The sequence below is a fragment of the Paenibacillus sp. HB172176 genome (assembly GCF_011947265.1).
In the GTDB taxonomy this organism is placed as follows: domain Bacteria; phylum Bacillota; class Bacilli; order Paenibacillales; family Paenibacillaceae; genus Pristimantibacillus.
In genome coordinates this window covers 1-26,665 of the sequence record NZ_JAATHD010000025.1, presented here as the reverse complement: position 1 = coordinate 26,665, position 26,665 = coordinate 1, and the positions used below count along the sequence as shown (strand labels likewise).

23 protein-coding genes are annotated in these 26,665 nt (G+C 54.0%); 14 read left to right on the top strand and 9 right to left on the bottom strand.

Annotated features, from left to right (window positions below; all coding sequences use genetic code 11):
* Positions 1 to 279: 279 nt before the first annotated feature.
* From HFP08_RS23790 to HFP08_RS23765, 6 genes are all read left to right on the top strand, one after another.
* The gene (locus tag HFP08_RS23790) at positions 280 to 2,613 is read left to right on the top strand and encodes a choice-of-anchor I family protein (protein WP_168123123.1); all 2,334 of its coding nucleotides are present in this window, start codon (positions 280 to 282) and stop codon (positions 2,611 to 2,613) included.
* A gap of 214 nt (positions 2,614 to 2,827) precedes the next feature.
* The gene (locus HFP08_RS23785; RefSeq protein ID WP_168123122.1) at positions 2,828 to 3,295 is read left to right on the top strand and encodes a MarR family winged helix-turn-helix transcriptional regulator; all 468 of its coding nucleotides are present in this window, start codon (positions 2,828 to 2,830) and stop codon (positions 3,293 to 3,295) included.
* A 132-nt stretch (positions 3,296 to 3,427) separates the two neighbouring features.
* Complete coding sequence (locus HFP08_RS23780; protein WP_168123121.1) at positions 3,428 to 4,411, top strand: ring-cleaving dioxygenase; 984 nt, start codon at positions 3,428 to 3,430, stop codon at positions 4,409 to 4,411.
* Positions 4,408 to 5,019, top strand: coding sequence for an alpha/beta hydrolase (locus tag HFP08_RS23775; RefSeq protein WP_168123120.1), 612 nt, complete (start codon positions 4,408 to 4,410; stop codon positions 5,017 to 5,019). Before HFP08_RS23780 ends, HFP08_RS23775 begins: the two co-directional genes overlap by 4 nt.
* A 110-nt stretch (positions 5,020 to 5,129) precedes the next feature.
* Positions 5,130 to 5,741, top strand: a complete 612-nt coding sequence (locus HFP08_RS23770; protein WP_168123119.1) for a flavin reductase family protein — start codon at positions 5,130 to 5,132, stop codon at positions 5,739 to 5,741.
* 391 nt (positions 5,742 to 6,132) lie between these two features.
* Positions 6,133 to 7,053, top strand: a complete 921-nt coding sequence (locus HFP08_RS23765) for an NAD(P)/FAD-dependent oxidoreductase (protein ID WP_168123118.1) — start codon at positions 6,133 to 6,135, stop codon at positions 7,051 to 7,053.
* Here HFP08_RS23765 and HFP08_RS23760 read toward each other — a convergent pair.
* The 6 genes from HFP08_RS23760 to HFP08_RS23735 all read right to left on the bottom strand — a co-directional run bounded on the left by HFP08_RS23760 (position 7,038) and on the right by HFP08_RS23735 (position 12,969).
* Complete coding sequence (locus HFP08_RS23760; protein ID WP_168123117.1) at positions 7,038 to 7,607, bottom strand: beta-class carbonic anhydrase; 570 nt, start codon at positions 7,605 to 7,607, stop codon at positions 7,038 to 7,040. The genes HFP08_RS23765 and HFP08_RS23760 overlap by 16 nt on opposite strands.
* 304 nt (positions 7,608 to 7,911) lie before the next feature.
* Positions 7,912 to 8,751: a 1,4-dihydroxy-6-naphtoate synthase gene (locus HFP08_RS23755; RefSeq protein ID WP_168123116.1), complete on the bottom strand. Its 840-nt coding sequence runs from the start codon at positions 8,749 to 8,751 to the stop codon at positions 7,912 to 7,914.
* 60 nt (positions 8,752 to 8,811) lie between these two features.
* Entirely contained in the window at positions 8,812 to 9,489 is a 678-nt protein-coding gene (locus HFP08_RS23750; RefSeq protein WP_240941802.1) for a futalosine hydrolase, read from the bottom strand.
* 16 nt (positions 9,490 to 9,505) lie between these two features.
* Positions 9,506 to 11,776, bottom strand: coding sequence for an ATP-binding protein (locus HFP08_RS23745; RefSeq protein ID WP_240941801.1), 2,271 nt, complete (start codon positions 11,774 to 11,776; stop codon positions 9,506 to 9,508).
* A 66-nt stretch (positions 11,777 to 11,842) separates the two neighbouring features.
* Positions 11,843 to 12,340 carry a hypothetical protein gene (locus tag HFP08_RS23740; protein ID WP_168123115.1) on the bottom strand — a complete coding sequence of 166 codons (498 nt, stop codon included), beginning with the start codon at positions 12,338 to 12,340 and terminating at the stop codon, positions 11,843 to 11,845.
* Positions 12,341 to 12,465: 125 nt separating this feature from the next.
* Positions 12,466 to 12,969: a hypothetical protein gene (locus HFP08_RS23735; protein WP_168123171.1), complete on the bottom strand. Its 504-nt coding sequence runs from the start codon at positions 12,967 to 12,969 to the stop codon at positions 12,466 to 12,468.
* 299 nt (positions 12,970 to 13,268) lie between these two features.
* Here HFP08_RS23735 and HFP08_RS23730 point away from each other — a divergent pair, with 299 nt between their 5' ends.
* From HFP08_RS23730 to HFP08_RS23700, 7 genes are all read left to right on the top strand, one after another.
* The gene (locus HFP08_RS23730; RefSeq protein WP_168123114.1) at positions 13,269 to 13,574 is read left to right on the top strand and encodes a hypothetical protein; all 306 of its coding nucleotides are present in this window, start codon (positions 13,269 to 13,271) and stop codon (positions 13,572 to 13,574) included.
* A gap of 279 nt (positions 13,575 to 13,853) precedes the next feature.
* The gene (locus HFP08_RS23725) at positions 13,854 to 14,387 is read left to right on the top strand and encodes a YceI family protein (RefSeq protein WP_168123113.1); all 534 of its coding nucleotides are present in this window, start codon (positions 13,854 to 13,856) and stop codon (positions 14,385 to 14,387) included.
* 613 nt (positions 14,388 to 15,000) lie between these two features.
* Positions 15,001 to 15,915, top strand: a complete 915-nt coding sequence (locus tag HFP08_RS23720; RefSeq protein WP_168123112.1) for an ABC transporter permease — start codon at positions 15,001 to 15,003, stop codon at positions 15,913 to 15,915.
* A gap of 49 nt (positions 15,916 to 15,964) precedes the next feature.
* Positions 15,965 to 16,846, top strand: a complete 882-nt coding sequence (locus tag HFP08_RS23715; RefSeq protein ID WP_168123111.1) for a carbohydrate ABC transporter permease — start codon at positions 15,965 to 15,967, stop codon at positions 16,844 to 16,846.
* 53 nt (positions 16,847 to 16,899) lie between these two features.
* A complete protein-coding gene (locus tag HFP08_RS23710; RefSeq protein ID WP_168123110.1) occupies positions 16,900 to 18,504 on the top strand; it encodes an extracellular solute-binding protein in 1,605 nt (534 codons plus the stop codon).
* A 161-nt stretch (positions 18,505 to 18,665) separates the two neighbouring features.
* Positions 18,666 to 19,640 carry a LacI family DNA-binding transcriptional regulator gene (locus tag HFP08_RS23705; RefSeq protein ID WP_168123109.1) on the top strand — a complete coding sequence of 325 codons (975 nt, stop codon included), beginning with the start codon at positions 18,666 to 18,668 and terminating at the stop codon, positions 19,638 to 19,640.
* 192 nt (positions 19,641 to 19,832) lie between these two features.
* Positions 19,833 to 20,879: a pectinesterase family protein gene (locus tag HFP08_RS23700; protein WP_168123108.1), complete on the top strand. Its 1,047-nt coding sequence runs from the start codon at positions 19,833 to 19,835 to the stop codon at positions 20,877 to 20,879.
* Positions 20,880 to 21,193: 314 nt separating this feature from the next.
* Here HFP08_RS23700 and HFP08_RS23695 read toward each other — a convergent pair whose 3' ends face one another.
* The 3 genes from HFP08_RS23695 to HFP08_RS23685 form a co-directional block, all read right to left on the bottom strand.
* Complete coding sequence (locus HFP08_RS23695; RefSeq protein WP_168123170.1) at positions 21,194 to 22,267, bottom strand: M42 family metallopeptidase; 1,074 nt, start codon at positions 22,265 to 22,267, stop codon at positions 21,194 to 21,196.
* Between the two features lie 208 nt (positions 22,268 to 22,475).
* The gene (locus tag HFP08_RS23690) at positions 22,476 to 23,186 is read right to left on the bottom strand and encodes a DUF421 domain-containing protein (protein WP_168123107.1); all 711 of its coding nucleotides are present in this window, start codon (positions 23,184 to 23,186) and stop codon (positions 22,476 to 22,478) included.
* 943 nt (positions 23,187 to 24,129) lie between these two features.
* Complete coding sequence (locus HFP08_RS23685) at positions 24,130 to 25,617, bottom strand: FAD-dependent oxidoreductase (protein ID WP_168123106.1); 1,488 nt, start codon at positions 25,615 to 25,617, stop codon at positions 24,130 to 24,132.
* A 160-nt stretch (positions 25,618 to 25,777) separates the two neighbouring features.
* Here HFP08_RS23685 and HFP08_RS23680 point away from each other — a divergent pair, with 160 nt between their 5' ends.
* The gene (locus HFP08_RS23680; protein WP_168123105.1) at positions 25,778 to 26,554 is read left to right on the top strand and encodes a helix-turn-helix transcriptional regulator; all 777 of its coding nucleotides are present in this window, start codon (positions 25,778 to 25,780) and stop codon (positions 26,552 to 26,554) included.
* Positions 26,555 to 26,665 lie beyond the last annotated feature (111 nt).

Below are 26,665 nucleotides of genomic sequence, written 5' to 3'. Positions count from 1 at the left end.
GCTTGTCGCATACGCGGGTTAAGCTACTCCTTCTCTTCCTAGCTGTAACGATATGACTTTCCTGTATTGAACCATATTGTAGCGGGAATGACTTGGAGAGTCAAGCGCGGAAATGACTTCTTCCGAATCGGGATGAAGCTGATTAGGAACGTGCCCCCCCGCTTAAGACGCAGATGAAGCTTCAACTCTTTACAATAGCTTAACCTCATTCTTAACAATCCCCAAACAAATCGCCTTTACACTTTGGATATAAATCGAACACTTAGGAGTGAATATCCCTTGAAGAAGAGTGCAATGATTCTATCCGTGGTTATGGCTTCCCAGATGCTGCTTGGTGCAACAGGCGTTGCGATCGCAAACGCGGAGGAGCTGGCGACAACAAAGAGCGGGAATCCGTCAACCGGGGTGGAGTTGGCGACAACGACGAGTGCTAACCCGACATCCGCAGAGAGCAAATTCCAGGATTCCTATACCATGAACAAAATCGCAAGCTTCTCCGTCGGCATGAGCAACGAAGACGGCGGCGTGGCCGAGATCGTGAAGTATAACAAGGACAACGGGAAGTTTTATGTCGTTAATGGTTCCGCAAACCCGCCGAGCCTGGAAATTGTCAGTCTCGATCCGTCGAGCAGCGAGCTCAAGCTGGATAAGTCGGTGCTGGTAAAAGAGCTCTCCGAAACGAACGGCTTCGCGTTCGGCGATCTGACAAGTGTAACGGTTAACAGGGTTAATAAGCTGGTTTATGTGGCGGTGCAAGCTGCAGACTCAGGGGCGAAGGGCAAGATTCTCGCGCTTAGCTACGACGGCGAGCTGGTTGCCGAATATGAGGCGGGCGTGCAGCCAGATATGATTATCTCCACCACAAACGGCAAATATGTGCTGACGGCGGATGAAGCGGAGCCGCGCACGGGCGTGCCGGGCGAAGACGGGAAGGGCAGCGTCACGATTGTGAATACGGAGGATGGGACAAGCGTTCAGGTTTATTTTGACAATGAAGATGTGATTGCGGACGATGTGCATATTCGCGGCGAAGCGAATGCAGACGGTATAATTGACGGACCAGGCACGAAGGCGATGGCTGTGTATGATTTCGAGCCGGAATATATCACGTTGTCCGAGGATAACGGCACTGCATATGTGACTCTGCAAGAGAATAATGCGATCGCGGCCATCGATATTGCGAATCATAGCGTCAAATCTGTGAAATCGCTTGGGCTCAAGGATTACAATGATCCGGCGAACGCGCTTGATCTGCGGAAGGACAAGGAATTCAAGCTTGAGAATGTGCCCTTCTACGGCTTGTACATGCCGGACGGCATCGCTTCCTATTCGGTGGACGGCAAGACGTATCTCTTGACCGCCAATGAAGGCGACGCGACGGAATGGCCGAATCTGACGAGCGCAGGCGAGGTTGGCGACTTGAAGACAATGCTAGATCCGGACTCCGAGGCTTACAAGTTCCTGCAAAATACCGAGGCTTACGACGGCGTTGAAGCCGTAACGGATATGGGCCATGACGGCATCTACATGTACGGAGGTCGTTCCTTCTCGATCTGGGACGCTTCCTCCATGGAGCAGGTGTATGACAGCGGCAGCGATTTCGAGCAAATTACGTACGACCGCGTGCCGGATTTCTTCAACACAAGCAACAGCAAAGCGAAGTTCGATGATCGCAGCGAGAAGAAAGGACCGGAGCCTGAGGATGTGCAGGTCGGCGTCATCGGCGGCAAAACCTTTGCTTTCGTAGGACTGGAGCGCGTAGGCGGCGTGATGATGTACGACATTACGGATCCGATGGAGCCGAAGTTCGCGAGCTATGTGAATTCCCGCGTGTTCGAGACGGCGGATGGCGAAGTGAACCTCGATACGGACACGGGGCCGGAGGGCATGAGCTTCATTTCGGCATCGGACAGCCCGACGGGCAAGCCGCTTCTGCTGGTTGCTTTTGAAGTAGGCGGCAAGGTCGGCGTGTACGAGATTGATGAGAAAGGGACAGAGGAGCCATCGGAGGAGACAGTGGAAGAGCCGGTCGAGGAACCGACTGCAACAACAGACTTCACGGACATCGACTCCAGCTATGCCAAAGCGAACATTGAAGCCCTTGCGGCGGCAGGCATTCTGAACGGCGTCGGCGAAGGCAAATTCATGCCGATGGGCGGCATGACAAGAGCGGACTTTACGCTGCTGCTCAGCCGCTTGGCAGACGTAGAGCTTGAAGCGGTTACGGCGTCCAGCTTCAGCGACGTGGCTCCAACGGATTATTACGCGGCGGCCGTCGAGTGGGCTTCCTCGAATGACATTGTGCAGGGCAGCGGCGAAGATAAGTTCGAGCCGAGGGCGGGCATTACGAGAGAGCAGATGGCGACGATGATTATGCGTTACGCGGCAATGATGGGCATCCAGCTTCCGGCTGTGAACGATGAGATGACATTCGAGGATGCGGCGTCCATCCATGAGTACGCGGCTGACGCAGTCGCGGCCATGCAGACAGCGGGCATTATCAACGGCAGAATGAGCACGAACGGAAGCGGTTATGTGTTCGCTCCGCAAGAAGCGGCTACACGCGAGCAGACGGCGAAGATGATTGCTTTGCTGCTTGAATTATCGATGTAGGCTGAACGAACTGTGAAATTGTGAATAGTAACGCAATGAATATTTAATAGCATCAAGCAGTTGAGAAAACCGTAGTCGTGAGCGCATAGACTCACCGATCTGCGGTTTTCTTGATTTTCAAAGTTAGAGAAAAGAAAAGCGAGTGCTTGACAACAGACTGACTGTCTGTTATCTTTAATTTAAGATATTTAACATCAAGAAGGGAGGCGATGAAATGGCTGAAAACAATGCGGGAAATGCAAAAAAGAATGCGAACGCGGCATTGGAGCTGTTTATTGCTTTATCCCGGGCAAGTCAATGGGTGAACGCTCATGCGGATCGCGACATTCGAAGCTATGGTCTCAATCGAACCGAGTTCGGCGTGCTGGAGCTTTTGTTTCACAAAGGCCCGCAGCCCTTGCAGCAGATTGGCGGCAAGGTTCTGATGAGCAGCGGCAACATTACTTATGTGGTCGACAAGCTGGAGAAGAAAGGCCTCGTCAAACGGCGCGCCTCGACGGAAGATCGGCGGCTCATCTACGCGGAAGCAACCGAGCAGGGCGAGCAATTCATACAGAGCATTTTCCCGAAGCATACTAAGGTCATTGAACAAACGGTAAGCGGACTTACCGAGGAGGAGCAGCGGCAAGCAAGCATCCTCTTGAAGAAGCTAGGCATTTCGGCGCAGCAGTCCTTTCAATAGCAGAGCTTGAGGGGACTGCTTTTCCAGACCATATATCTTAATGTTAAGACTTCACAAATTAAAGGAGAGTGTATTCAAATGACAAATCAATTTCATAATGAGACTAACGGGGTAAAGGGAGGAAGTGGAGCAATGGAAGCCAGAGAGGCAATAACGAATGGAGTAGGCGGCGTGCAAACGGCGGGCATTCACCATATTACGGCTTTTGTCCGCGATCCCCAGGTAACGGCTGATTTCTATGCAGGGGTGCTGGGACTTCGCTTGGTGAAAAAAACGATCAACTTCGATGCGCCTGAGGTTTATCATCTGTACTTCGGCGATCAGGCTGGCAGCCCGGGCACGATCATCACCTTCTTCCCATGGAAGGATTCTCGCAAAGGCCGCATCGGAGGAGGCCAGGTCGGCATTACGACTTATGTGGTTCCCCAGGATGCGCTGGGCTTCTGGCGTGAGCGTCTTGCTAAGCTGAATGTCGCATTCCAGGAAACAGAGCGCTTCGCTGAGCAGTATTTGCAATTTGAAGATCCTGACGGTCTGCGGGGAGAAATCGTCGCTCGGGAGGAAGGCGCTAACAGCGAGTGGTCGTTCAGCGGCGTTCCGACGGACAAAGCGATCAAAGGCTTCGGCGGAGCCGTGCTCTTCAGCACAGCGCCCGAATCGACGGGCAAGCTGCTTGCAGAGGTGATGGGTCTGGACAAGGTCGGCGAGAATGGCGAGTACGCTCGGTATCGTTCATTCGGCGAAATCGGCAACACGATTGACGTGAATATTGCGCCAATGGCTCATGGCTCGGGCGGACATGGCACTGTCCATCATATCGCTTGGAGAGCGAAGGACGACGCTGAGCATGTGCGTTGGAGAACCCAGGTCGCAGAGCATGGTTATCAGCCGACTCCGATTATCGATCGGCAATATTTCAACGCGGTGTATTTCCGCGAAGAAGGCGGCATCCTGTTCGAGATTGCGACGGATCCTCCGGGCTTCGCAAGAGATGAGCCGCAGGAGAGTCTTGGCGAGAAGTTGATGCTGCCGGAGTGGTATGAAGGACATCGCTCCGAGATCCAAGGCTTGTTGAAACCGTTTGTGGTAAGAGAGTGGGAGGAGATCGAGCTATGAAACATGTATTCATGCAAGGAAGCCATGCGGCGGCTCCCGTGCTGCTGCTTCTCCACGGAACAGGCGGATCGGAGCGGGATTTGATTGGGCTTGCCCAGTTGGTATCTCCGGGATCGTCCATTCTTGGTGTCAGAGGCAATGTGCTGGAGAATGGCATGCCGAGGTTTTTCCGCCGCTTGGCGGAGGGGGTCTTCGATCTGGAGGATTTGAAGCTGCGCACCGCCGAGCTGAATGATTTTCTCGACACGGCCGCGGAGCAATACGGATTCGATAGGGGGCGAGTTGTCGCAATCGGCTATTCCAACGGCGCGAATATCGCGGCAAGCTTGTTGTTCCATTACGAGGCTTCGCTGATCGGGGCGATCCTGCATCATCCTATGGTGCCGATTCGGGATCTTCAGCTTCCCGCTATGACGAATTTGCCGATATTCATTGGCGCAGGCGACAATGATCCCATTTGTTCGCCGCAGGAGACAAGCGAGCTGGAGCAGCTGTTGGGCGGAGCGGGGGCAGCGGTGACCGTGCACTGGGAGCAGCGCGGTCATCAGCTGACGCAATCCGAGGCAATGGCGGCGAAGGCTTGGTTTGAGTTGAATTTTGCAGATTGAAGCGTAAGGGGGAGCAACTGGAACCCAGCAAATCATACTAACAACCTTGCTCCAGTTATCTTCCGTCAAGCGGGAGGCTGGAGCTGAGGTCTGAGGAGGAGAAGCAAGATATGGTAAGCATCGATCCAAGTGCGCAAAGCGCGAAAGACAATTACAAGCTGCTGATCGGCAGCATAATTCCAAGGCCGATCGCCTTCGTCACGACCTTGTCAGAGGATGGCGTGCTGAATGCCGCCCCATTCAGCTTCTTCACCATCGTGACCGCCGATCCGCCGATGATCGCGGTTTCCGTACAGCGAAGAGGCGGCGAGCACAAGGATACGGCGATGAACGCGATCAGCACGGGCGAGCTCGTCGTGCATATCTCCGATGAATGCTATATCGACGCGATTAATACGACGGCGACGAACGCGCCGCCGGAGGTGAGCGAGTTCGAGCTCGCGGGCTTGACGAGGGCGGCAAGCGAAGTCGTGAAAGTCCCCGGAGCGGCAGAGGCCCGCATCCGTATGGAATGCGTGCTGGAGCAGGCGCTTGAGCTTGGAGGCACGGACGGCTCGCCCTCCTGCGATTTGCTGATCGCCCGCGTCGTACGTTTCCATATCGCCGACGAGCTTATCGAGCAGGGCAGAATCGATGCGGCTCTGCTGCAGCCGGTAAGCCGGCTTGCGGGCAACGATTACGCGAAGCTCGGCGAGACCTTCACGAAGGTAAGACCGTTGTAAACAGAATGCCGATGCGTGTGAAAGCGTCTGAGGGGAGAGCGAATAAAACCGGCAACCAGCTACTAAAGCGGCAGCAGGCCGTCCTGAGAGCGGGAGTAGAGCTGGAAACCAGCACGAATGCGCGTGAAGGCGCCCCGGGAACGCGAATAGAGCCGACCTCCGCGCGATATATATGAAGTAGAGGCGGCCGTAACAAAACGACCGAGTTCACGTGACGGAGTTCAGTTTGTAAGCGGCTTGCGACTTTTTGCGGCTGAAAACGTTCGGGGCATGCCTGTATTCGTCTGAAAACGGGACTATGCGACATGCTCTACACGCGAATGACTGTGCGACGATGCAGAGCGCAATGTACTCTAACGCAAGGCATGCAGGGCAGGAGGCGAATCACAGGATGGACATCGATATTGCCATTGTCGGCGGAGGCCCTGCCGGCTTGAACGCCGCGCTTGTGCTGGGAAGAGCAAGACGCAGCGTGGTCCTCTTCGACCATAATACGCCGCGAAATGCGGTGACGAAGCGAACGCATGGCTTCCTGACCAGGGACGGCGTATCGCCGGGAGAGATAAGGCGGCTGGCTCATCAGGAGCTGAAGCGGTACCCGTCCGTGCTGAAGCAGACTGATCGCGTCAGCGGGGCGAAGGCAGAGGGGAACGGGTTCGTACTCGGCACGGAGAAAGGCGCTCAATTCAAGGTCCGTAAGCTGCTTCTGGCAACGGGGCTTCGGGAAAGCCTGCCGAACGTGCCGAATATCGGACTCTTTTATGGAAGGAGTCTGTTCAGTTGTCCTTACTGCGACGGTTGGGAGCTGCGCGACAAGCCGCTTATGGTCATTGCGGAAGGCATGAACGCGTTCATCTTGACGAGGCTGGTCTATCAATGGAGCCCCAATCTGATTCTATGCACGAACGGCAGGACAAATACGGTGAACGCCGAGCAGCTCAGAAGCTTGAGGGAAATGAAAGTTGGATTCACGCAGCATCGCGTTACGAGGCTGATCGGGCGCGACGGTCATTTGAAGGCGGTGGAATTCGATAATGGAAGCAAATCCTACCGGGCGGGCGGCTTTGTTTCTGTCAATTGGCGAGAGGCCTCGACGCTTGGCAGCGAGCTGGGCTGCATGCTGAACGAGCAGGGGGGCATCTGGACGGATGAGTTGGGGAGAACATCGGTGCGGGGCGTGTATGCCGCAGGGGACAACGCGAGAATATCTCCCGCGCAAGCCGTCATTGCCGCCGGCGACGGGAGTCGGGCGGCAATCGGCATTAATACGGATTTGGTGCAGGAAGACGGCGCTTCTTATTCTTCGCGGTAATCTTCGACCAGCACATCCAGCGCCCCTGTCTCGGGATGGATGACCAGACCGTGAACCGGTACACTTTTGGGGAATAGCGGGTGATTGCGAATCATGCGCACGCTCTGCATGACGCCCTCCTCCGGCGAACTGAAGCCGCGAAGGAAGCGTTCCATGCTGATGCCCGAATTCTCAAGCGCTTCAATGGCAACAGGATCGACGCCGCCAAATTCCGTGAATTTACTGATCATGCCCTCTGTATCGAGATTGGTCATGCCGCAGCCATGATGGCCGATGACCAGCACTTCGCGAGCGCCAAGCTCGTAGATGGCTACAAGAATGCTGCGCATGGCGCTGCCGAACGGCTGAGTCAGCACAGCGCCCGCGTTTTTGATGAATTTGGCGTCGCCGTTGCGCAGATTGAGAGCCTTGGGCAGCAATTCGACAAGGCGGGTATCCATGCAGGTCAGGATCGCCATCTTCTTCCCCGGGAATTTATCCGTAAGATAAGCCTCGTATTGCTTCTCTTCTACAAAATTTTTGTTGAATTCCAGCAAATCAGAAATCGTTGACATCGTAATGTCCTCCTTTAAGTGTTGTGTGCGTTTCATGCTGCGTTGAAGCCTATAGGCGCCTAATGGACATTTTTGGCCGTTACCCAGCTCCATTTGTTTTTCGTGGATTGTAACGGACATTTTCGACCGCAAGCGTCCTTTTTGAAGGATAGATTAGCTAATTTGCCGCTCTAAAGGTCAGATATGTCCGCTAGCCGTTGAAATCAGCCGAAAATGAGCGCTAAGAGTCAAAATTGTCCGTTAGCAGCCGGCCGCAGAGCTATGGCTTAAGCCTGGCGTTAGCAGCCCGCCGCTGCTCTAAGGCTTAAGACCGCAGCAAGGCGAGGTCGAAGGCCGGAACGAGTCCTTGCTGCGCGGCTCGTCCGAGAAGGGATTCGATCGCGCCGTAGCCGTCCTCGCCGAGGCTGTAGCTGAAGTCGTTGACGTACAGCTCGATATGCTGCCTGGCGACGTCCGGCGACATCTCCTGCGCATGCTCCATCACATATTCGGCCGAAGCCTGGGGATGCTTCCAGGCATAATCCAGAGAAGCGCGGATTGCCTGAATGACGGGCGCGGTATCGAGCTCTCGCTTGGCAATGATGGCGCCAAGCGGAATGGGCAGCCCCGTATCCTCTTCCCACCAGCTGCCGAGATCGGTCAATAGCTGCAGCTCATAATCCTGGTACGTGAAGCGGGCTTCATGAATGACAAGGCCGCCGTCAACGAGCCCGTCTCTTACGGCCGGCATGATCTCGTGGAACGGCATGACGATAATCTCGCCGAAGCCGCCAGGCACCTTCTGTTCAGCCCATAAGCGGAACAGAAGATAGGCCGTCGAGCGCTCGCTCGGCACAGCGATCCGCTTGCCGGCCAAGGCGCTCGCGTCTCTCGCCGCCTCGTGCTCCTTCACGAGCACGAGCGGACCGCAGCCGCGTCCGAGCGCGCCTCCGCAAGGCAGAAGCTTGTACTGCTGAAGCAGCCAGGGAAGCGCGGCATAGGACACCTTCATGACCTCGGGGCCTTCTCCAGCGGCAGCAAGCTTGTTCGTAACGTCGATATCCGCATAGGTGACGCTAAGCTCCGGCGCGTCCCTCAGCAGACCGCTCGCCCAAGCGTGAAAGATAAACGTGTCATTCGGGCATGGAGAATAAGCAATATGCATAGCTGACTGCAGCTCCTTCCATCATTCTCTCATTATTGTGCAGGATGGAAGGCGCAGTTGTCAAAAGCGGATAAAGGAAGCGATCGCCGCAGCGGCTTCTTCGAGCGCCCGCAGCGCGTCGCCGATGCGCCATGCGGAGCGGTCTCTCGGCCCAACGGCGTTGGAGATGGCGCGAAGCTCCACGGCGGGGACGCCGAACTGCTCGGCGGCAGTCGCAACGCCGAAGCCCTCCATCCCTTCGGCAGCGGCGCCGGGAACAATGGCCGAACGGATCGCCGCTGTCTCCGCCGTACCGGTGGCGGTGGAGACCGTTATAATCGGCGCGAGAATGGAGGAGAGGCGCGCCTGATGCAAGGCCTGCATCAACCGGTCATTCCATTCCTCGCTGACGGCCGCGACGGCGGAGCCGAAGCCGAGCTCGTCAATCGGCAGGAAGCCGTCCGGCGATTCGGCACCAAGGTCGGCGGCGACGATCGAGGATGCCAGCACCAGCGTCCCGATAGCCGCCCGGCCGGGGAAGCCGCCGCCAATGCCCGCGCTGACGACGAGATCATAGCGGTTCGCCGCAAGAGCGGCCGCAGTTCTCGCCGCAACGGCGGCGGGGCCTGCGCCGGCTGCGATAACGGTTATATTTTGCGAAGAGAGCTTGTCTTCCATTCCTCTCAGAATGGCGTCGCGTTCGGCGTCGACCGCTGTTACGATTAATAGCTGCTGTTCCTCCTTGGATAATTCTTGCACGGATATAATTCCTCCTTCACTCGTGACGAATCGGCAAGAGGATCTCCACGCAGGTGCCTTGCCCCTTCTTGCTGCGGAAGCTCATGGTTCCGTTGTGACTGGAGATAATCTGATGACTGACCATCAGGCCGAGGCCATTGCCCGACTCCTTGGTCGTGAAGAAGGGCTCGCCCATACGCTCCAGATGCTCTTCCTCAATGCCGATGCCTTGGTCGATGAATTGAATAACGATGCTGTCGTTCTCGTTTGCCCCAATCTCGATGGTCAGCGTTCCGCCGTTCGACATGGCTTCGATCCCGTTCTTGACGATATTGACGAACACCTGCTTCAATTGATTGGCGATGCCTCTAATTTCGGGGACAGGCGACAGAACCCGAAGCTCCAGCATGACATGATTGAGCTTCGCCTCGGATTCGAGAAGCATCGCAATATTCTTGAGCGCGTCGACAAGCTGAACCTGCTCGATTCTCGTCATATGCGGCTTCGCCAGCACGAGAAACTCACTGACAATCATGTTGATCTGATCGAGCTCGGAGAGCATCAAATCCAGTTGAACCTCGCTCAGCTTGCCGCTGCTCTTGCTCAACTGCACGAAGCCTTTGAGCGTGGTGAGCGGGTTGCGCACCTCATGCGCCACTCCGGCGGCAAGCTGGCCGACAATGGACAGCTTCTCCGAGCGCCGGATCATCTCCTCGGTCTGCTTGCGCGCGGTAATGTTCCTGGAGATCGTCGCGATTGCGACGATATTCTCCTCTTCGTCGCGGATGGACGAGATTGTAACGCTCACATCGATGGGATTGCCCGATTTCTGATAGCGGACGGTTTCGATGTCGGCAATGGAGCCGCCGCCGAGTACGACAGCCATATGCCTGCAATGAGCAGCCAGATGCTCCTCGGGGACATTGTCCAGCACCTGCCGCATCGTCTCCTCGGGCGTCCACCCGAACATTTTGACGAAAGCGTTGTTCACTTGGATGACGCGGTCTTCGAGATCCACCACATGAATCGCATCGGAGGTGTGATCCACGAACGATTCCAGATATTGCTTCGTGCTGCGGAGCTCGGAGGCGGTTTCCTTCAGCTGCGTCGTATATTTGCTTAGATTCGTGCCCATCGTATTGACACGGGAAGCGAGCAGTCCCAGCTCATCCTTATTGTTAATAGAGATAACGGCATCGAAATTTCCCGCAGCAATGGCGTTGACCTTGTACACAATTTGGTTAAGCGAGCGAATCATATAGCCGGCGACGAAATAGCTCGCGATTACGGTGAAGAGGAATAAGAGCAGCGAAATAAAGCTGTGCACCGCAAGCTGTCTGTCGAGCTGCTCATGGACAATATGCTCGTCGAAAGCGACTCCAATGACGTAAGGCCTGCTTCCTTCAATCGGAATGAAGCTGCGCAGCACATGCTGTCCGTTCGTCTCGAAGCTGATCGTAGCCGTTTCGCCGCTTTGCAGCACACGCTGAATCAGCACGGCATCCTCGGCAGTATTCTTGTAGCTATAGGTGCCGAAGGAAATGTCTCGCACATCCAGATTGTAGACGGGAACGCCTTTCTTCAGCTTAATGATCGGTTTGGTGCCGAAAAACGCCGGATTAAATCCCGTAATCTCCAAAATATTGTTCTGTTCCTCTTGCAGCTGCGCGATTAACGCATTCGTGCCGCTCGTCATATCGAAGGTTCCTTGATAATCAATATGGGCAATGGTATCGATCATATAGTCCGTTGTGCCGTCGAAATAGTACCCCCACTTGTTGATTTCCTGGGGATTGGAGACCGCGAAATTAATCGGACCCGTCCAGAAATGGGGCAGTTTCTGACCTTGCGGAACGGTAACGTCTTGCCCGTCGAGCAACTGATGAAAGGCCGTGTTCCAGTAATCCCATGAATGGGAATTGAGGCCGATCTCGTCCGGATTGGAGGATTTCTGCGAAATGATCTCGCCGTCTATTCGCTGCCACAGCGTTAAGTCGCCGATACCGAGCTCCTCGGCAAGCGCTGCGAGCTGATTGTTGCTAATGTCGGCGAGCTGCGGTCCCAAGCGTTCCTTCGCCGCAATGGCGGCAAGACGCAGCTTCTCTCCGAGCTCCAGCTCCAAATGCTGCTTGTTGCTTTCAAGCGTATCCACGGTCGCGGCCAAGTGCTTCGCAATCGTTTCCATCTGCTCCTTCGAAGCCGCTTCCTTGGAGGCGTTCGTGCTCCAATAGGTGAAGGCTATATTCAAACCGAGTATCACGGCGACAATAAGCGAAATCGCGCATGAAAGCTTTATTTTAATGGACACAAAAGCAGCCTCCCGCTATCTAAGTTGTCATTCATACAATTAGACAAGGGGAGGCGGAATTCCTCTCTACTCGCGATGAAATTGTTCGTCCTCCATATATTGCACGGCTTCGTTATAGGTTTCGAAGGCCATTTCGATCGATTCGCCGGCGTATACGTACCATAATTCGTCCTCTCGAATGATGGTCAGCCGCGCGCCGTCAGATCCGATCCAATGCTCCTCGCGCGCCGGCTTGCGTCCATGCCCCCATCCGGCGGCTACCCGGCTTGCTTCGGACGATGCTTCGGAAGGAGCAAGCGAAGCGATCGAAGCCGAGACCAGGCGGCGAAGCTCTTCCTCGGTACAGTCGCGTATATTAACCATGCCTTTCGCATCTGAATTCTCATTCGGCAGCAGGCCTGCGTAGACGAAGCCGTTGCCGTTCGGATGAAGATGATAGACAACGGTCTTCTTCTCATGCGCGCTCTCTTCATAATGAAAGTTCACGCGGCCAAGCGAGACGTCCTTGCGATGAAGCTTGGGGAATGATGAGAGGATGGCAAGCTTTTGGTGAAAATCTAGCATAAGCGGGTATTACCTCCTTGGGCTTTCGTAAAGTCATAAGACTCGGAATGAGCCCCGTCAGGCAAGCCGGAAGGCAGCGCTAACGAGGCTCGATTGAATGTTGTCGGCAATCGGTTGCTTGGCGGCTACTCCGCTTTTCTCCGGAGCAGCAGAATCGCGGCTCCGCCTACAATAAGAAGAATGGCGAAGTACGGCTGCGTGGAGAGGACGCTGTTGAACAACGAACCGAACGAGAATACAGCGAAGAACAGCAGGGACAGCACGGTCATAATATTAATCGGGATGAGCAGCCACTTATTGCGGTTGCCGAACCAATAAAACTCAAGCAGACCGACTGCGGGAGCCAGAATGTAGCCTGGCCACATATAAATCCAGTTATCGAACAGCATCGCGATCTGAGAGACGATTCCGGCTGCCAGAAGCGTGCCCCCGGGAATCAACAGTCCGCTGCCTCTGCGACCTGTCATGCCGAAGTACAGCCAGTGGAAGAACAGCCCAAGCGGCATAACAAACAGCGACGGCCAGAAATAAGCGAATATTTTGCCGGGACCGAAGGTTTCTCCTTGATTCAGCAGCAATACGATTCCGAGCATGAGCAGCAATGCGCCTGCAATGCTTTTAATTTTCATCATTAACAGCTCCATTTCATTTTTTATTATATACAAGAAATAGCCTTTCACGCTATCCATAACGGGAAATTCATTCCGCTATTCAGCGAATGGTCAAGCTTCCTTCCTTTCATTCTGTATTTCACTGCATACATCTTAACTTGCGCCGCCTGTATGGGGAAACAGCCGTGGGATGGATCGGATACTGGACCTTAGGCGGGGAAACGGGAAAAGTTCTTATTTTGCGACATTTTACACCTCTTGCGGGAATCTATGAAAGCGCTACAATTGAGCTATAGAAGGGTAGGGAGGTGAAGGAAATGAGCCAAGAACAAGAATTTGTTCAGGAGAACGCCGAGGAAGCGGCCGCGGTGATCGCAGAGAGCGTTATTGCCGAGGAAGCGGAAGCAACGGCTGCTGTAATGGCTGAAGCAGATGCGGATGAGGAGGCAGTTGCCGTTGAAGAAGCGGCAGAAGCTGCGTCGAGTGCTGCCGAGGCTGAGGCCGAAGTAGAGGAAGCAAGCGATGCGGCTGCGGTTGAAGCCCAAGTGGAAGAAGAGCTTGAGCTGGCGGCAGCCGCCAACGAAGACGAAATGGCGGAATCGGCTGCGGAGGAACCGGAATAATCCATCTACCCTTTTAACAAAAAACACAGAGCTGTTTCATGATCGATTGCGGCGGTCGTGGGCAGCTTTTTTATATGAAATAGCTGGCATAAGTGTAAACGGCGCAGGATGGAGCTGCAGATGTAAAAAGTAATTAAGGCAAAGCGAATTTAGCCGAAAGTGTAAAAGTAGCTGTTGACATTCTGATATCTTTAGTTTAAGATATATTCAAGAACAAGTTAATTGTAAGTTAATTATTAAAAGTAAGTAAAATAAAAACATTCACTGGAGGTTATTCTAATGGCAAAAGTACAATGGGCAGTAGACGCATCGCACAGCGCAGTTGATTTCTCGGTAAGACATATGATGATCGCAAAGGTGAAAGGCTCTTTCCACGGCTTCGAGGCGAATGTTGCGGCCGATGTGAATGATCTGACAACGGCGGATATCTCCTTCAAAATCGATTTGAGTACAGTTGACACGCGAAATGGCGATCGCGACGCGCACTTGAAATCCGCTGATTTCTTCGACATTGAGAAGTATCCGACGCTTGATTTCAAAGCGACTTCCATTATTCCGGAAGGCGGCGGAGACTATAAAGTAACGGGTGATGTGACGCTGCATGGCGTGACTCGTTCGGAGACGTTCGACGTTACCTTCGAAGGCGAAGGCAAGGATCCATGGGGCAATGCGAAAGCGGGCTTCAGCGCGACCGGCACCATCAAACGCAGCGATTACGGACTAACCTACAATGCGGCATTGGAAACAGGCGGCGTTCTCATCGGAGACGATGTGAAGATTTCACTGGAAATCGAAGCGGCGCAGCAGGGATAAGTTTGGCGGGTTAAGCTCAAGGCCTCGCCCTTGCCTTCCTATGATTGCTCATATACCAGCAGAGCCTCTTGTCCACGATCGTGGATAGGAGGCTCTTTGCGCTGGGTTCTCATCAGAGGGGACATCGTTGGAGCACCAGTAATACTGAAATAGGAGGAAGGAGCTGTTGCAGTGTCGATAGAGCTGGAATCCAGCGCTGAAGCGGGGAACGCTGTGTTAAAGAGTTGTTGAAGAGTTACCGAAGTGCTGTCGAAGTGCCTTGGAGCACCGGTCAGCGCAAGTGCGTCGAGGTCTATTCAACTCCCTACAAAAAAAGTGTTTGCAAATTTTTCGTTCAGCTTGTAGAATAGAGAAAAATAACTGAAAGCGTATTCAAAAATGCAAAAATTACAACGTTGTAAAAATCAAGGCAAAAAGGAATCAAAGCGAGGAATAAGGGGTGAAATCAGTTGAATTGGTCAAATATACCTTTAGATCTCGGAGTCTGATCCTACTGACATTCCGTCTGCAACGGTTGCGCCTTTGAAAAAAATCTCTTTGTATCAAAAATTTCAAACGTTGTAAAAACGCATTCTGTCAGCTGGGCATTCAACAAAAGAGGAGGACGATTACGATGGATCAAGCTCGAAAGCTGCTTGGACTGATCAAGCGGGACAAATATCTGCTCATTATGTTTTCACCCATTTTCATCTACTACGTGGTATTCATGTATCTGCCCATGCCGGGAATCGTCATTGCGTTCAAAAACTTCACGCCGGGACATGGCATATGGGGCGGTGAATGGGTCGGCTTCAAATGGTTCGTTCAATTCGCGAATTCCATCTACTTCTGGCGGCTGATTCGCAATACCTTCCTGCTTGCGTTCTATCCGCTGGTGTTCGGCTTCTGGATTCCGATTCTGTTCGCGGTCTGCATCGTCGAGATCAAGAATCGCGTCTTCAAGCGATTCGCCCAGACGATTACGTATCTGCCGCATTTCATCTCGACCGTCGTCATCGCCGGCATGATCATCAACTTCCTGTCGCCGACGGACGGCATCGTCAATACGTTCCTGGCCGAGCTAGGCATGGATAAGATTAACTTTATGATGGATCCGGGCTGGTTCAGAACGATCTTCACGTCGTCGGAAATCTGGCAAAGCTTCGGCTTCAGCTCCATCATCTATATCGCGGCCATTATGGGGATCGATCCGGAAATGTACGATTCCGGCAAAATCGACGGCGTGAACAAGTTTCAGGAGCTGTGGCATCTGACGCTGCCGAGCATCAAGCCGACGATTATCATCCTGCTCCTGCTCTCGCTTGGAGGACTGATGAGCATCGGCTTCGAGAAGGTGTATCTGCTCTACAACGGCTCGACCTACGAGACGGCGGATGTGCTCTCCACCTATGTGTACCGAATGGGTATCGAAGGGCAGAACTTCGGATTCGCCACCGCGATCGGGCTGTTCAATTCCGTGGTCACCTTTGTCCTGGTCTTCGCGGCCAACACATTGTCACGCCGGGTGACCTCCATGTCGCTATGGTAATCGTCCCCCGGTCGCTCTATCGCCGAAATTCCAGAAGGGAGCAACTTCAATGAAGCAATCATCCGCGGATCGGAGCTATTACGTGATGATATACATGATCGCGATTCTCGCCGTCATCGTTACGCTGTATCCGTTCCTGTACGTCATCTCGATCTCGCTCAGCTCTGTAACCGCTATCGACCAGCAGAAGGTATGGCTGTACCCGGTCGATCCCACCTTTGACGGCTACAAGATGGTGCTGCAATACAAGGAGATTTGGACCTCCTACTACAACACCATATGGTACACGGTAGTAGGAACGGCGCTGAATCTCTTCGCCACATGTCTGGCGGCATTCCCGCTGTCGAGAGCGCGGTTCTTCCTTCGCCGGAAGCTGAACTTCTTTATCGCTTTCACCATGTATTTCTCCGGCGGCCTGATTCCGGTCTATATGCTGATTACCCAGCTTGGCCTCTATAACTCCAGATGGGTCATGGTGCTGCCCGTGCTGGTCTCGACCTTCAACGTCATGATCTGCCGCTCGGCGTTCGAGGGCATTCCGAACGAAATATTCGAGAGCGCGAGCCTCGACGGCGCGAACGACATTACGATGCTGTTCCGCATCGCGATTCCGGTCGTGAAGCCGACGCTTGCGGTGCTGGCGCTGTACTATGCCGTGTTCCACTGGAACAATTTCTTCAGCGCGCTGCTCTATCTCGGCGATCAGAGTCTGCAGCCGCTGCAAATTTTCCTAAGACGGGTATTGGTCATGGCTTCTCCCGAGATTATGCAGAAGATGGGCGGAGGCACCTCGGTCGGCACGCTCGCCGTATCCACCTTGCAGGTGCGATATGTCTCCATCGTCGTCAGCATCGTGCCAATCGTGATGGTGTATCCGTTCATTCAGCGGTATTTTGTCAAGGGCATTACGTTAGGGGCAGTGAAAGGGTGAATTCGCCCTTTGTCTGTATAGATGTGTTCACCAAAAAAGGGAGGTAATTAGGAATGTCTCTAAAATTCAAAGGGCTGGGTTACATGGCGATTGCGGCACTTCTGGTCACAACGGTAAGCGCTTGCTCGGGCAACACGAACAACAATAACGAGGGAGCGGCGCCGCCCTCATCTGAGGCGGAAACCTCGAGCTTCACCTACACCGGCTCCGGTCCGATCACGGATCAATCCGGGAAGAAGCTGTCCGTTCTGGCGACGAATGCCTGGACAACCAATGTGGACCTGAACAACGCCGATATTGTCAAAAAAATCGTTGAAAACGCGGGCATCAGCGTCGATTGGCAGCTGGTGGCGCCGCAAAATTACGCGGACTCGGTCAGTCCGCGGCTCGCTTCGGGACAAGATTTGCCCGATATCGTGTACTTGCCCGACCAGGATCAATTGATGAAATACATCAAGAGCGGCCTCTTCCTTCCAATTAACGAGCTCTACGAGAAATACGGCGTCAATTTGCAGAAGCTCTATGAAGACAATCCCGACATCAAGGCGAGCCTGACGACGCCGGACGGCGACATGTACTATGTGCCGCAGCGCACCTTGACGAAAAACTATATGCCGCTGTTCATGATCAACATGAGATGGCTCGACGCGGTAGGCTTGAAGGAGCCGACCACGATCGACGAATTCACCGAGATGCTGCGCAAGTTCAAGACGGATGATCCGAATCAGAACGGCAAGGCGGACGAGATTCCGATGTCGATGGATCCGAAGTTTCTGCAGATGGCGTTCGGCCCGGTATTCGGCATGGATCTCTACAACAAGTTCTACGCGGATGACAGCGGCAAGGTGCATTTCGGCTATTATGACGCTGCCTACAAGGAATATTTGACCTATCTGAACGGACTTTATAAGGAAGGGCTGCTTCCGGTCGATTTCGCCAGCACAACGGCTGACCAGGTATCCTCAAGATTCTCTCAAAATGTAACCGGAGTAACGTTCAACTTCAGCTGGTATACGTCGATGGTGTACAGCCCGCTGTTCGCCGACTATGATCCGAGCGTGCCGCTGATCAAAGGCATCGCGCCGCTCGTCGGGCCTCATGGCGATCAATTCTATGTCGGAAGAACGCCGGTCAGCGGCATCTTCGGCATCTCGAAGAATGCGAAGGATCCCGAGCTCGCCTTTAAATTCCTCGACTATGCGTCGAGCGAAGAGGCTCAGACCTACTACACCTGGGGCATCGAAGGCGTGACCTATGAAGAGAAGGACGGCAAGAAGCAATTCACCGAGCAAGGCAAAGACAACGAGTTCATTCAGCAGCTTGGCATAGGTCCGGTCAACCTGCCGATCTCGCAATCGACCGATTCGGCGGATGTTCAGGTTGCTCCCTGGCATGCGAAGCTCGACAAGGAGCTCGAGAAATACATTAAAGCGCCGTTCCCGTTCGTCTACGCGCTGCAGGATGAGGCCGATGCCGAAAGCATGTACATGACGGATATTACGACCTATGTCGAAGAGATGCACTACAAGTTCATCACCGGCCAGGAAAGCCTGGACAACTTCGATTCGTACATCGCGACGCTGAAGAAGATGAACATCGAGAAGGTGCTCGAAGGCAAGCAAGCGCAGTATGACCGCTATTTGGCAGCGAGCAAATAGAGCGCGGCAGCAGCTTCGTGTTGCCGCGCAGGCTGTAGGAATTTGTAGCCAATTTTCAATATTTTCGTTATTGTAAATGTAACAAGCGCAAGCGATTGACTTGCTGGTGAGTCCGGGAGCAGCGGGCTTCTGGACACTCTATCGAAAGGACGTGTAAGACGATGATCACGATCAAGGATATCGCCAAGCTGGCGGGCGTCAGCTACAGCACGGTGTCCAAGGCGCTGAACGGCAATCCGCTGATCAAGCCCGCAACGAGGCAGAAGGTGCTGGAAATCGCCGAGAAGCATCAGTACAACAAGAACATCATGGCAACCCAGCTGTCTTCGGGCAAAAGCCATATTATCGGATTCGTCCTGGACGAGCTGAGCAGCAATCCGCTGTTCGCGAATATAGCCAAGTTTTTGCATCAAGAGCTGAAAGAGAGAGGCTACCAGATGATTCTCGCCGCTTCGATGGACGGTTACGAAATATTCAGCCAACTGAGAGTGGACGGCTGCATCTTCTGGGATTATCGTCCGTTCAAGCAGGATGATTTTATGAAGAATTTCAAAAATCTCAGCATTCCCTGGTTCTTGCTCGGAACGGATGATAACCCGCATTCGCCCTACATCAAGATTGACCGGAAGGAAGGCATCTACAAGGCCGTGGAGTATTTGAAATCCTATGGTCATGAACGCATCGGCTTCATCGGCAATTCGCAGGAGGTCAAGCTGGAGGGATATCGGGAGGCGTTGCAGAGAACGGGTCTCCCTTATTCGGAGAAGGATGTGCTGCCGGCCCATTCGACCTGGGAAGACGGGTATCTCGCCATGCGGAATTACAAAATGACGGCCGATTCGCCGACCGCGTTCATCGGTCTGAACAATATGCTGACGAAGGGTGCGCTCCGGGCGCTGCTCGAAGCGGGTCTCAGCGTGCCGAATGATATTTCGCTGATTGGCTACGATGATTTGCCGGAGATGGAATTCGCTGAGGTTGCGCTTACGACGGTAGGCCCTCCGTTGAGGGAGTTGGCCGCGAAAGCGGCAGAGCTGATTGTCGCCTTGATCCGGAACGAGAAGGTAGAGTATCCGCTTGTCATTCCGCCTCGCATCCAGCAGCGGAGCTCGGTGACGTACCGCAAGCAGAGTTGAGCGGGGAGTAGAGAGAGCTTGGCATAGAACGAAACTGGAATAGAACGAGACTGGAGCAAAATCGGATTTTTCAGCAAGGACAACAAGATGAGAAAAGGAAGATGAGGATGAGAGATGGAGGGACGCTGTCCCGGCGCGCTGCCGGGTTGTGGATAAGAACGAGCAGGGTTCATTGGCAAGGAGGCTTCCGCAATGAAGGATGAAGCTTTGGTGAAGCTGCACTTCACTGTGGCTGCGGACGGAAGCGGAGAGTATACGACGATTCAAGCCGCAGTGGACGCGATTCCGCCGAATCTGTCCGAGCGAGCAATGATTCGGGTGCGGAGCGGCGAATACAGAGAGAAGCTGTTCATCGACGGGAAGAAGCTTTCCCTGATCGGCGAAGGGGCTGAGAAGACCGTTATTCGCTGGGATGATTATGCGCTGAAAGCATTTCTGGACGGAGAGCTGTACAACACCTTTCACTCGTATACGGCGTTCATCGGAGGAGATGATTTCATTGCCGAAGGGCTGTCGTTTGTTAATGCTGCGGGGCCCGGGCACAAGGTCGGTCAAGCGGTGGCGGCCTATGTAGACGGCGATCGCGCGGTATTCCGGCGCTGCCGATTCATCGCCAGTCAGGATACGCTGTTCACGGGACCGCTGCCGCTCTATCCGATCGATCGCCCGACATTCGGCGGGCCGCGGGAAGGCTTGCCGCGGCGAGCCTCGCGTCAATATTACGAGGACTGCTACATGGAAGGCGATGTGGATTTCATCTTCGGCTCTGCTACAGCAGTGTTCCATCGCTGCGAGATTTTCTCGAGAAGACGATTGACGGAAGGAGATGGCGGGCAATCGGTGGAAGCGCCGGAGACTAGCGTCCATGGCTGGTTGACCGCCGCCTCGACGCCGGAGGAAGCCGCGAATGGCTATGTGTTCCTGTCTTGCCGATTGACCGGGGATGCGCCGCCGCAGTCGGTTTTTCTCGGCAGACCGTGGCGCGAGCACGCCCATACTGCGTTCGTGGACTGCTGGATGGGCGCCCATATCCGGGCAGAGGGCTGGGATGATTGGAATAAGCCTGATGTGGAGCGGACCGTGCGATATATGGAGCATGGAAGCTCGGGACCGGGCGCGGTGACGGGTTCTCCAGGCATGCGCGTGGGCTGGAGCCGTCGGTTGACAGAGGGAAAGGCGGCCGCGTTAACGCCTGCGAGTGTTCTGAGCGGCGAGGATGGCTGGAATCCGGTGGAATAGCAAACAGCGAGCAACCCCGTCATTCTAAAGATGGGGTTGCTCGCTGTTTTGCCTGGAATGAGAGCCGACCAGGGTGGTCTTCCTATGCAATGGACATTTTAGAGGCTGTTGTTTCATGGTGAACTGATTTGTATAACGCTGTTTATCAGCGCTGCAGAGCTGACTCGAGCCGGTTGGTTCCTGCAACGCTGATTTCCAGCTTTGCAACACAATTTCTGGCCACTATGGAGCAGTTAGCCATCCGCAATGAAGCGAGAGCCTCATCCCGTTCACTTGTTTTGCTGAAAGACGGCTGTCGTCAAAGCCTCTTGTCCCTAAGCCCGGCTCACGATCGTCTCATACGTCGTGCGATCGCAATGCTGCACCAGCTTCACGAGCAGCTCCTTGGCTGCGTCGAAATCATCGGTATGCAGAACGGAGGCGGAAGTGTGGATGTATCTCGCGCAGACGCCGATGACCGTCGACGGAATGCCGATGCCCTGCGTATGAACGGCTCCGGCATCCGTGCCGCCTGGAGATATAAAGTTCTGATAAGGGATCTTGTGCGTATCCGCCATATCCCGCACATATTCCACCATACCGCGATGCGTCAGCATGCTCGGATCGTAGAGGCGCAGCAGCACGCCGCCGCCAAGCTGACCGAAGGCGGATTTGTCGCCGTTCATGTCGTTCGCCGCGCTGGCGTCCATCGCGAAGAACAGGTCGGGCTGGATGAGATTCGAAGCGGTCTTGGCACCGCGCAATCCAAGCTCCTCCTGCACGGTCGCTCCCGCATACAGCACATTCGGCAGCTTCTGCCCTTGCAGCTCCTTGAGCAGCTCGATGGCGAGCCCGACGCCATAGCGGTTATCCCATGCTTTGGCCATGATTTTCTTAGGATTGGCGAGCGGCGTGAACTCGCAATGCGGCACGGCCTGCTGCCCGATTCGTACGCCAATCTCTTCGGCATGCTGACGGCTATCCGCGCCGATGTCGATGTACATGCCCTTCACGTCAAGCGGCTTGCCGCGCGAGGCTTCGTCGAGCAGATGCACGGGCGTCGTGCCGATGATGCCGATTAAAGGTCCATTCTCGGTCATGACTTGCACGCGCTGGGCGGGCAGTACCTGACTGAACCAGCCGCCGAGCGTCTGGAAGCGGAGCATGCCGTTCTCCGTAATCCCATTAATGAGGAAGCCGACCTCGTCGAGATGGCCTGCCGCCATAATGACCGGTCCGCTTTCATTACCGCGTTTTACGCCGAAGATGCTGCCGAGTCGATCCTGCACAATTTCGTCTGTATATCTCTCAATCTCTCCACGGACAAAGCCGCGAAGCTCTCGCTCGAAGCCAGAAGCCGCCTGGAATTCCGTAAGCGTGCGCATGAGTTCCATCGTTTCTTGATTCATCGTATGTACCTCGCTTTTCATAATGGATTACTCTTATTCTACCCTCTATTGAAATGAAGGTAAACGCGGCATTATGGCTCGCGTGCATTCAGAATTAAGCGGCGACAGCATCGGCGCACGGAGCCTCATACGAATGAACTCAAGCAGACTGGCGCTCGGGGAGCCTTATACGAAGGAGCTCAAGCTGATGCTCACGGCGCAACTCCGTCTACTCCGTCTCGATAGGATGCGCGATCCGATCCTCGTACAAGTCGAAGTACAGGCTGCCGTTCGTGCCTCTCACCGCATAGCAAACCTGCTCTGGGATGAGTTGCCGCTTAAGCAGCTGCTTATTCAGCCATTCGGGGCTAAGCCCTTCCTGACGAATATTGGTATCGATTATCTTTCCGTCCATGATGAGTTCGACCGGAAATTGATTGCCCGCGGCGCTCTTGATCGCAAGATCCTTCCTGGTCACTTGCCGATACTCGGGCTTGCGAAGTACGGACAGCTTACCGTTGAGCTCGAGAATCGCGTATTCGACTTCTCCGATATCGAAGATTTCCTTCTCTCGCAGCTCTTGGTTCAAGGTGTCGAGGCTGAACTTCATGCTGCGGAGATTATGCTCCATAATTTTGCCGTCTTGAATGACGACGGTCGGTTTGCCCGACAGCCATTTGCGAAGCTTCCTGCTCTTTAGTGAGACTAGCGCTATTAGAAAAGCGATCCCGCTGAAGGCGATAAGCGAAGCGGTCAAATGCCAGGAGTTCAACTTGATGTTGAAGGCCAGATTGCCGGTTATGGCGCCGAGCGTGATGGAAGAGACGAAGTCGTGATAGGTCATCTGAGTAATCGTATGCTTGCCCAGAATTCTCGTTATAATCATGATGAGAGCGAAGGCGGCGAATGTGCGCAAAATAATTTCTAGTGTATCCTGCATTACGGTAAGCCCTCTTTCGATTTGAGACTGACATGCCGTTCTTGGCAGGTAGTCTCCCCCATGGGCGTCCCTTCCATGTACGAGCAACGAAAGATATCCCGCAGGCGGAGGGCCTGCGGGATGGTTTTTTAAGGAAAATATGCTTTTCGTTATTTGTGGATAAGTTGTGCATAAAGTTGGGGATAAGTGTTCTGTGAAGCATTTCGCAGGATGGCTATTTCTTTTGAAAGGCAAGCCAGGTCGACATCTCATCATCGAAATCCGGTATGGGCAGGCCGAGCAGTAAGGACAATATTCGCCAGAATTCGATTGGCCAGGCGGCTAGATGTACTCCCAGAATTCGAATGGGTAAGGCAGTTAAGACGATATTCTCCAGGCCAGGCGGATAGGGCGATATTCTTCGGGATTCAAATGGTCAGGGGGTTGTCGCGGCATGCTTCCAGATCTCGCCCATCAAGCAACCAGAGTTGAACTGGAAATCGTCCAGCATATTTAGAAGCTGTCATGCTCTTTTGCCTATTATACTGGAAAAGCTCCAGCATATATCCTGCAACGTTACGATATTCGGAGACATCCTCGAAATAAACAGGACAAATTCCAGCTTAATCAAGAATTTCTACTGAATTGCAGAAATAAGCGGGAGAAAATCCAGTATATCCTCGGGCGGAATGCAGAATCGTTTCCGTCGAAGCGTAACGCGCACAATACCGTACTACTAGACCGACTGGATGCCTACACGCAAATGAATCCTCGCGAATCTGCCCCAGCGAGCGGCGGCTTTAGCTTTGGATAAAGTCCTGCGGATACAGCACCCGACGGTTCACCATCAGAAAATCGCCGGAAGCTATATCCATACAGTATCTGCCGTCCTCCATCAGACAGTCGCTGGAAGCTGTGTCCATAAAGCGCCTGACCGTCCTTCATTAGACAGTACTCGGAAGCACTAGCTATACAGCACCTGTCCATCCTCGAGCAAACGCTTCTTCAATGCGTCATAGTTCACCTTCTGCACGCTGCAGTCGGCTTCGAGCGCGAATGCCGCAGCTGTGGCGGCCGATTGGCCGAGCGCCATGAACACAGGCTCCATCCGGATAGAGCCGTAAGCGATATGGGAAGCGGACAAGCAAACCGGCACGAGCAGATTCGCACATTCCTCTTCCTTCGGCACGATCGAGCGGTAGCTGATCGGATAAGGACCGGGCAGTGGAATTTGCACATCGCCCTCATTCACAACGAAGCCCTCCGCGCTCACATGACGCTGCGTATTATGAGAGTCCATCGTATACGAGCCCATGCCCACGCTGTCTTCAATGGCGCTTCTTGAGAAGATATGATTCTCGTTCATGACGGCGTCGCCGAGCATGCGTCTTGATTCGCGAATATACAGCTGCGGACTCCAGTGCCCGTTCTCCGTAAATTCATCAAGCGGCAAGCCCCATTCCTTATAAAAATCCCTCACCTCCGCGGATACGCGAGGATGATTCTGCAGCGTCCAGATCAATCCCTTCTGATGACGCTCATGGGCGGCGGCGATGGTGACGCGGCCTTCATAATCCGCCTCGGGATAATCATAGTTATAGCCGATATAATCCGTCGAGAAGCCCTTGTCGTTGTTCGAATCCGTCTTGCGATTCGGCACGCCGTTCAGCTTGAAGAAAATCTTCTCGCCTTGCTCGATCGCGCGGAACAACAGCTCGTATTTGCGCTCGTCATAGTCGGCCGGCTTCTCCACCATGATGCGGTTGCTAGGATCGTCGGTCAGGCACATGCGGTAGCAATACGCTTGCACGCGATGATCGCCCTCGCCGTCGGCTCCGCCCGCATCGGCGTTGACTCCCGGCAGGAGGCCGCTCGAAGGATCGCCCTTCACCACGTAGGGATCAACGCCATGCGGCAGCTGATTCTTCTTGGCGACGGCTGTCTGGATGCCGTTGTACGTCTCGCCGTACACGCTGTTCGCTTCGCGGCCGGTCGCATACGACACGCCTGCCGCCTTCATCAGATCGCCCTCGTAGCTCGTGTCCAGGAAGATGCGGCCAGAGATGGTGAGGCCCGACTCCATTCGAATGGCAACAATCTTGCCGGCTTCCACTACCGCGCCATCCTTGAGGTCCAGTCGCTCGTTGTAGAGCACCTCGATTTCGAACTCGGAGATCCAATCGTGGAACACGCTTAGCGCAACCTTCGGCTCGAACATCCACACGGCGTCATCCTTCTCATACTTCTTGCCGACACGCTGGTAGAAGTCCATCGACAAGCCGCCAATCGCCGCCGTCTTCCCGAAGTCGGTGTCGCCCAATCCACCGGAGCTCAGTCCCCCGATTCTGCCGGATGGTTCGATGATGACGGACTTCAGTCCCATCTTCTTCGCCTGCACGGCTGCTGCAACGCCTGCCGATGTTCCTCCGTAGATAACCAAATCATAGTTCATATCGTATCAGCCTCCATTAAAGATTTGAATAAAATCAATTGTGATTCTTCCTATGTGTTACACTTATACTATCGTTCATAGGAGATGAAAGCGATTAACAAATCCATTGCATTTGTATAAATCTACGATAAAATTTGCGAGTCGAGGAGGCTAGGCGATTATGGTTGAGCTATTCGGAGCAGGCTTCGACGATCGGAATCCGGGCTGGAGGAAGCCGCTGGAGAAGACGCCTAACTACGCTCTTGCGCTTATCATATCGGGCAAGCTGAGCTATCGGATCAACAATGTCGTACTTCACTTGAAGAAGGGCGATCTGCTCTTCATCCCCATGGGCAGCATGAGGGAAGGCTTTCACACCGACGAAATTCATCCTCATCAAAAATATTGGGCGACCTTCACCATTCCGCGTCGGGAAGAGTTGCGAATGCCGATGCTCGGGCAAAGCGAGCCTTGCGTCATCAAATCGCGCGAATACGATTATATGAAGCAACGACTCGAGCAGCTAATCGGCCAGTGGATGGGGAAGCTGCCTTATTTTGAAGATATCTGCTCGGGCATCCTGCTCGACTTGCTCGGACGGATGAATCGCGAGCTGGACGAGGGACAGCATCCTTCTCCGGTGCTTGGCATCGTGACGCGAATTCAGGAATATGTGTTGGCGCATTATCGCGAGGATATTCGGGTGGACAGATTGGCTGAGCTTGTTCATCGATCGCCGAATTATGTGTCGGCTTCCTTCAAGAAGCTGACCGGGCAGACGCCGAAGTCGTATATTCATCAAGTGAAGGTATCGGCGGCGCGGGATCTCATCATCCAGCATCATGTCACGATAGGCGAGGCATCCGAGTATGTCGGCTTCTGCGATCAGGCTTATTTCAACCGCATTTTCAAGAAAATATACGGCTACCCGCCCTCGCAGCTGTATTTGCAAGATTGAACACTCCCTCCACCTAGCAGAGGTGGGGGATTCTTGGGTTGTTACTCCTGAAGGAGCAAAGTTGTAGCGATATTCCTTCAAGGAACATCGTACGCCAAGCGATCCCTGTGG

Bases quoted from the DNA above. Each gene is read 5' to 3' on its own strand.
- HFP08_RS23785 (WP_168123122.1), top strand. From the start codon at position 2,828: ATGGCTGAAAACAATGCGGGAAATGCAAAAAAGAATGCGAACGCGGCA.
- HFP08_RS23780 (WP_168123121.1), top strand. From the start codon at position 3,428: ATGGAAGCCAGAGAGGCAATAACGAATGGAGTAGGCGGCGTGCAAACG.
- HFP08_RS23775 (WP_168123120.1), top strand. From the start codon at position 4,408: ATGAAACATGTATTCATGCAAGGAAGCCATGCGGCGGCTCCCGTGCTG.
- HFP08_RS23770 (WP_168123119.1), top strand. From the start codon at position 5,130: ATGGTAAGCATCGATCCAAGTGCGCAAAGCGCGAAAGACAATTACAAG.
- HFP08_RS23765 (WP_168123118.1), top strand. From the start codon at position 6,133: ATGGACATCGATATTGCCATTGTCGGCGGAGGCCCTGCCGGCTTGAAC.
- HFP08_RS23760 (WP_168123117.1), bottom strand. From the start codon at position 7,607: ATGTCAACGATTTCTGATTTGCTGGAATTCAACAAAAATTTTGTAGAA.
- HFP08_RS23755 (WP_168123116.1), bottom strand. From the start codon at position 8,751: ATGCATATTGCTTATTCTCCATGCCCGAATGACACGTTTATCTTTCAC.
- HFP08_RS23740 (WP_168123115.1), bottom strand. From the start codon at position 12,340: ATGCTAGATTTTCACCAAAAGCTTGCCATCCTCTCATCATTCCCCAAG.
- HFP08_RS23735 (WP_168123171.1), bottom strand. From the start codon at position 12,969: ATGAAAATTAAAAGCATTGCAGGCGCATTGCTGCTCATGCTCGGAATC.
- HFP08_RS23730 (WP_168123114.1), top strand. From the start codon at position 13,269: ATGAGCCAAGAACAAGAATTTGTTCAGGAGAACGCCGAGGAAGCGGCC.
- HFP08_RS23725 (WP_168123113.1), top strand. From the start codon at position 13,854: ATGGCAAAAGTACAATGGGCAGTAGACGCATCGCACAGCGCAGTTGAT.
- HFP08_RS23720 (WP_168123112.1), top strand. From the start codon at position 15,001: ATGGATCAAGCTCGAAAGCTGCTTGGACTGATCAAGCGGGACAAATAT.
- HFP08_RS23715 (WP_168123111.1), top strand. From the start codon at position 15,965: ATGAAGCAATCATCCGCGGATCGGAGCTATTACGTGATGATATACATG.
- HFP08_RS23710 (WP_168123110.1), top strand. From the start codon at position 16,900: ATGTCTCTAAAATTCAAAGGGCTGGGTTACATGGCGATTGCGGCACTT.
- HFP08_RS23705 (WP_168123109.1), top strand. From the start codon at position 18,666: ATGATCACGATCAAGGATATCGCCAAGCTGGCGGGCGTCAGCTACAGC.
- HFP08_RS23700 (WP_168123108.1), top strand. From the start codon at position 19,833: ATGAAGGATGAAGCTTTGGTGAAGCTGCACTTCACTGTGGCTGCGGAC.
- HFP08_RS23695 (WP_168123170.1), bottom strand. From the start codon at position 22,267: ATGAATCAAGAAACGATGGAACTCATGCGCACGCTTACGGAATTCCAG.
- HFP08_RS23690 (WP_168123107.1), bottom strand. From the start codon at position 23,186: ATGCAGGATACACTAGAAATTATTTTGCGCACATTCGCCGCCTTCGCT.
- HFP08_RS23685 (WP_168123106.1), bottom strand. From the start codon at position 25,617: ATGAACTATGATTTGGTTATCTACGGAGGAACATCGGCAGGCGTTGCA.
- HFP08_RS23680 (WP_168123105.1), top strand. From the start codon at position 25,778: ATGGTTGAGCTATTCGGAGCAGGCTTCGACGATCGGAATCCGGGCTGG.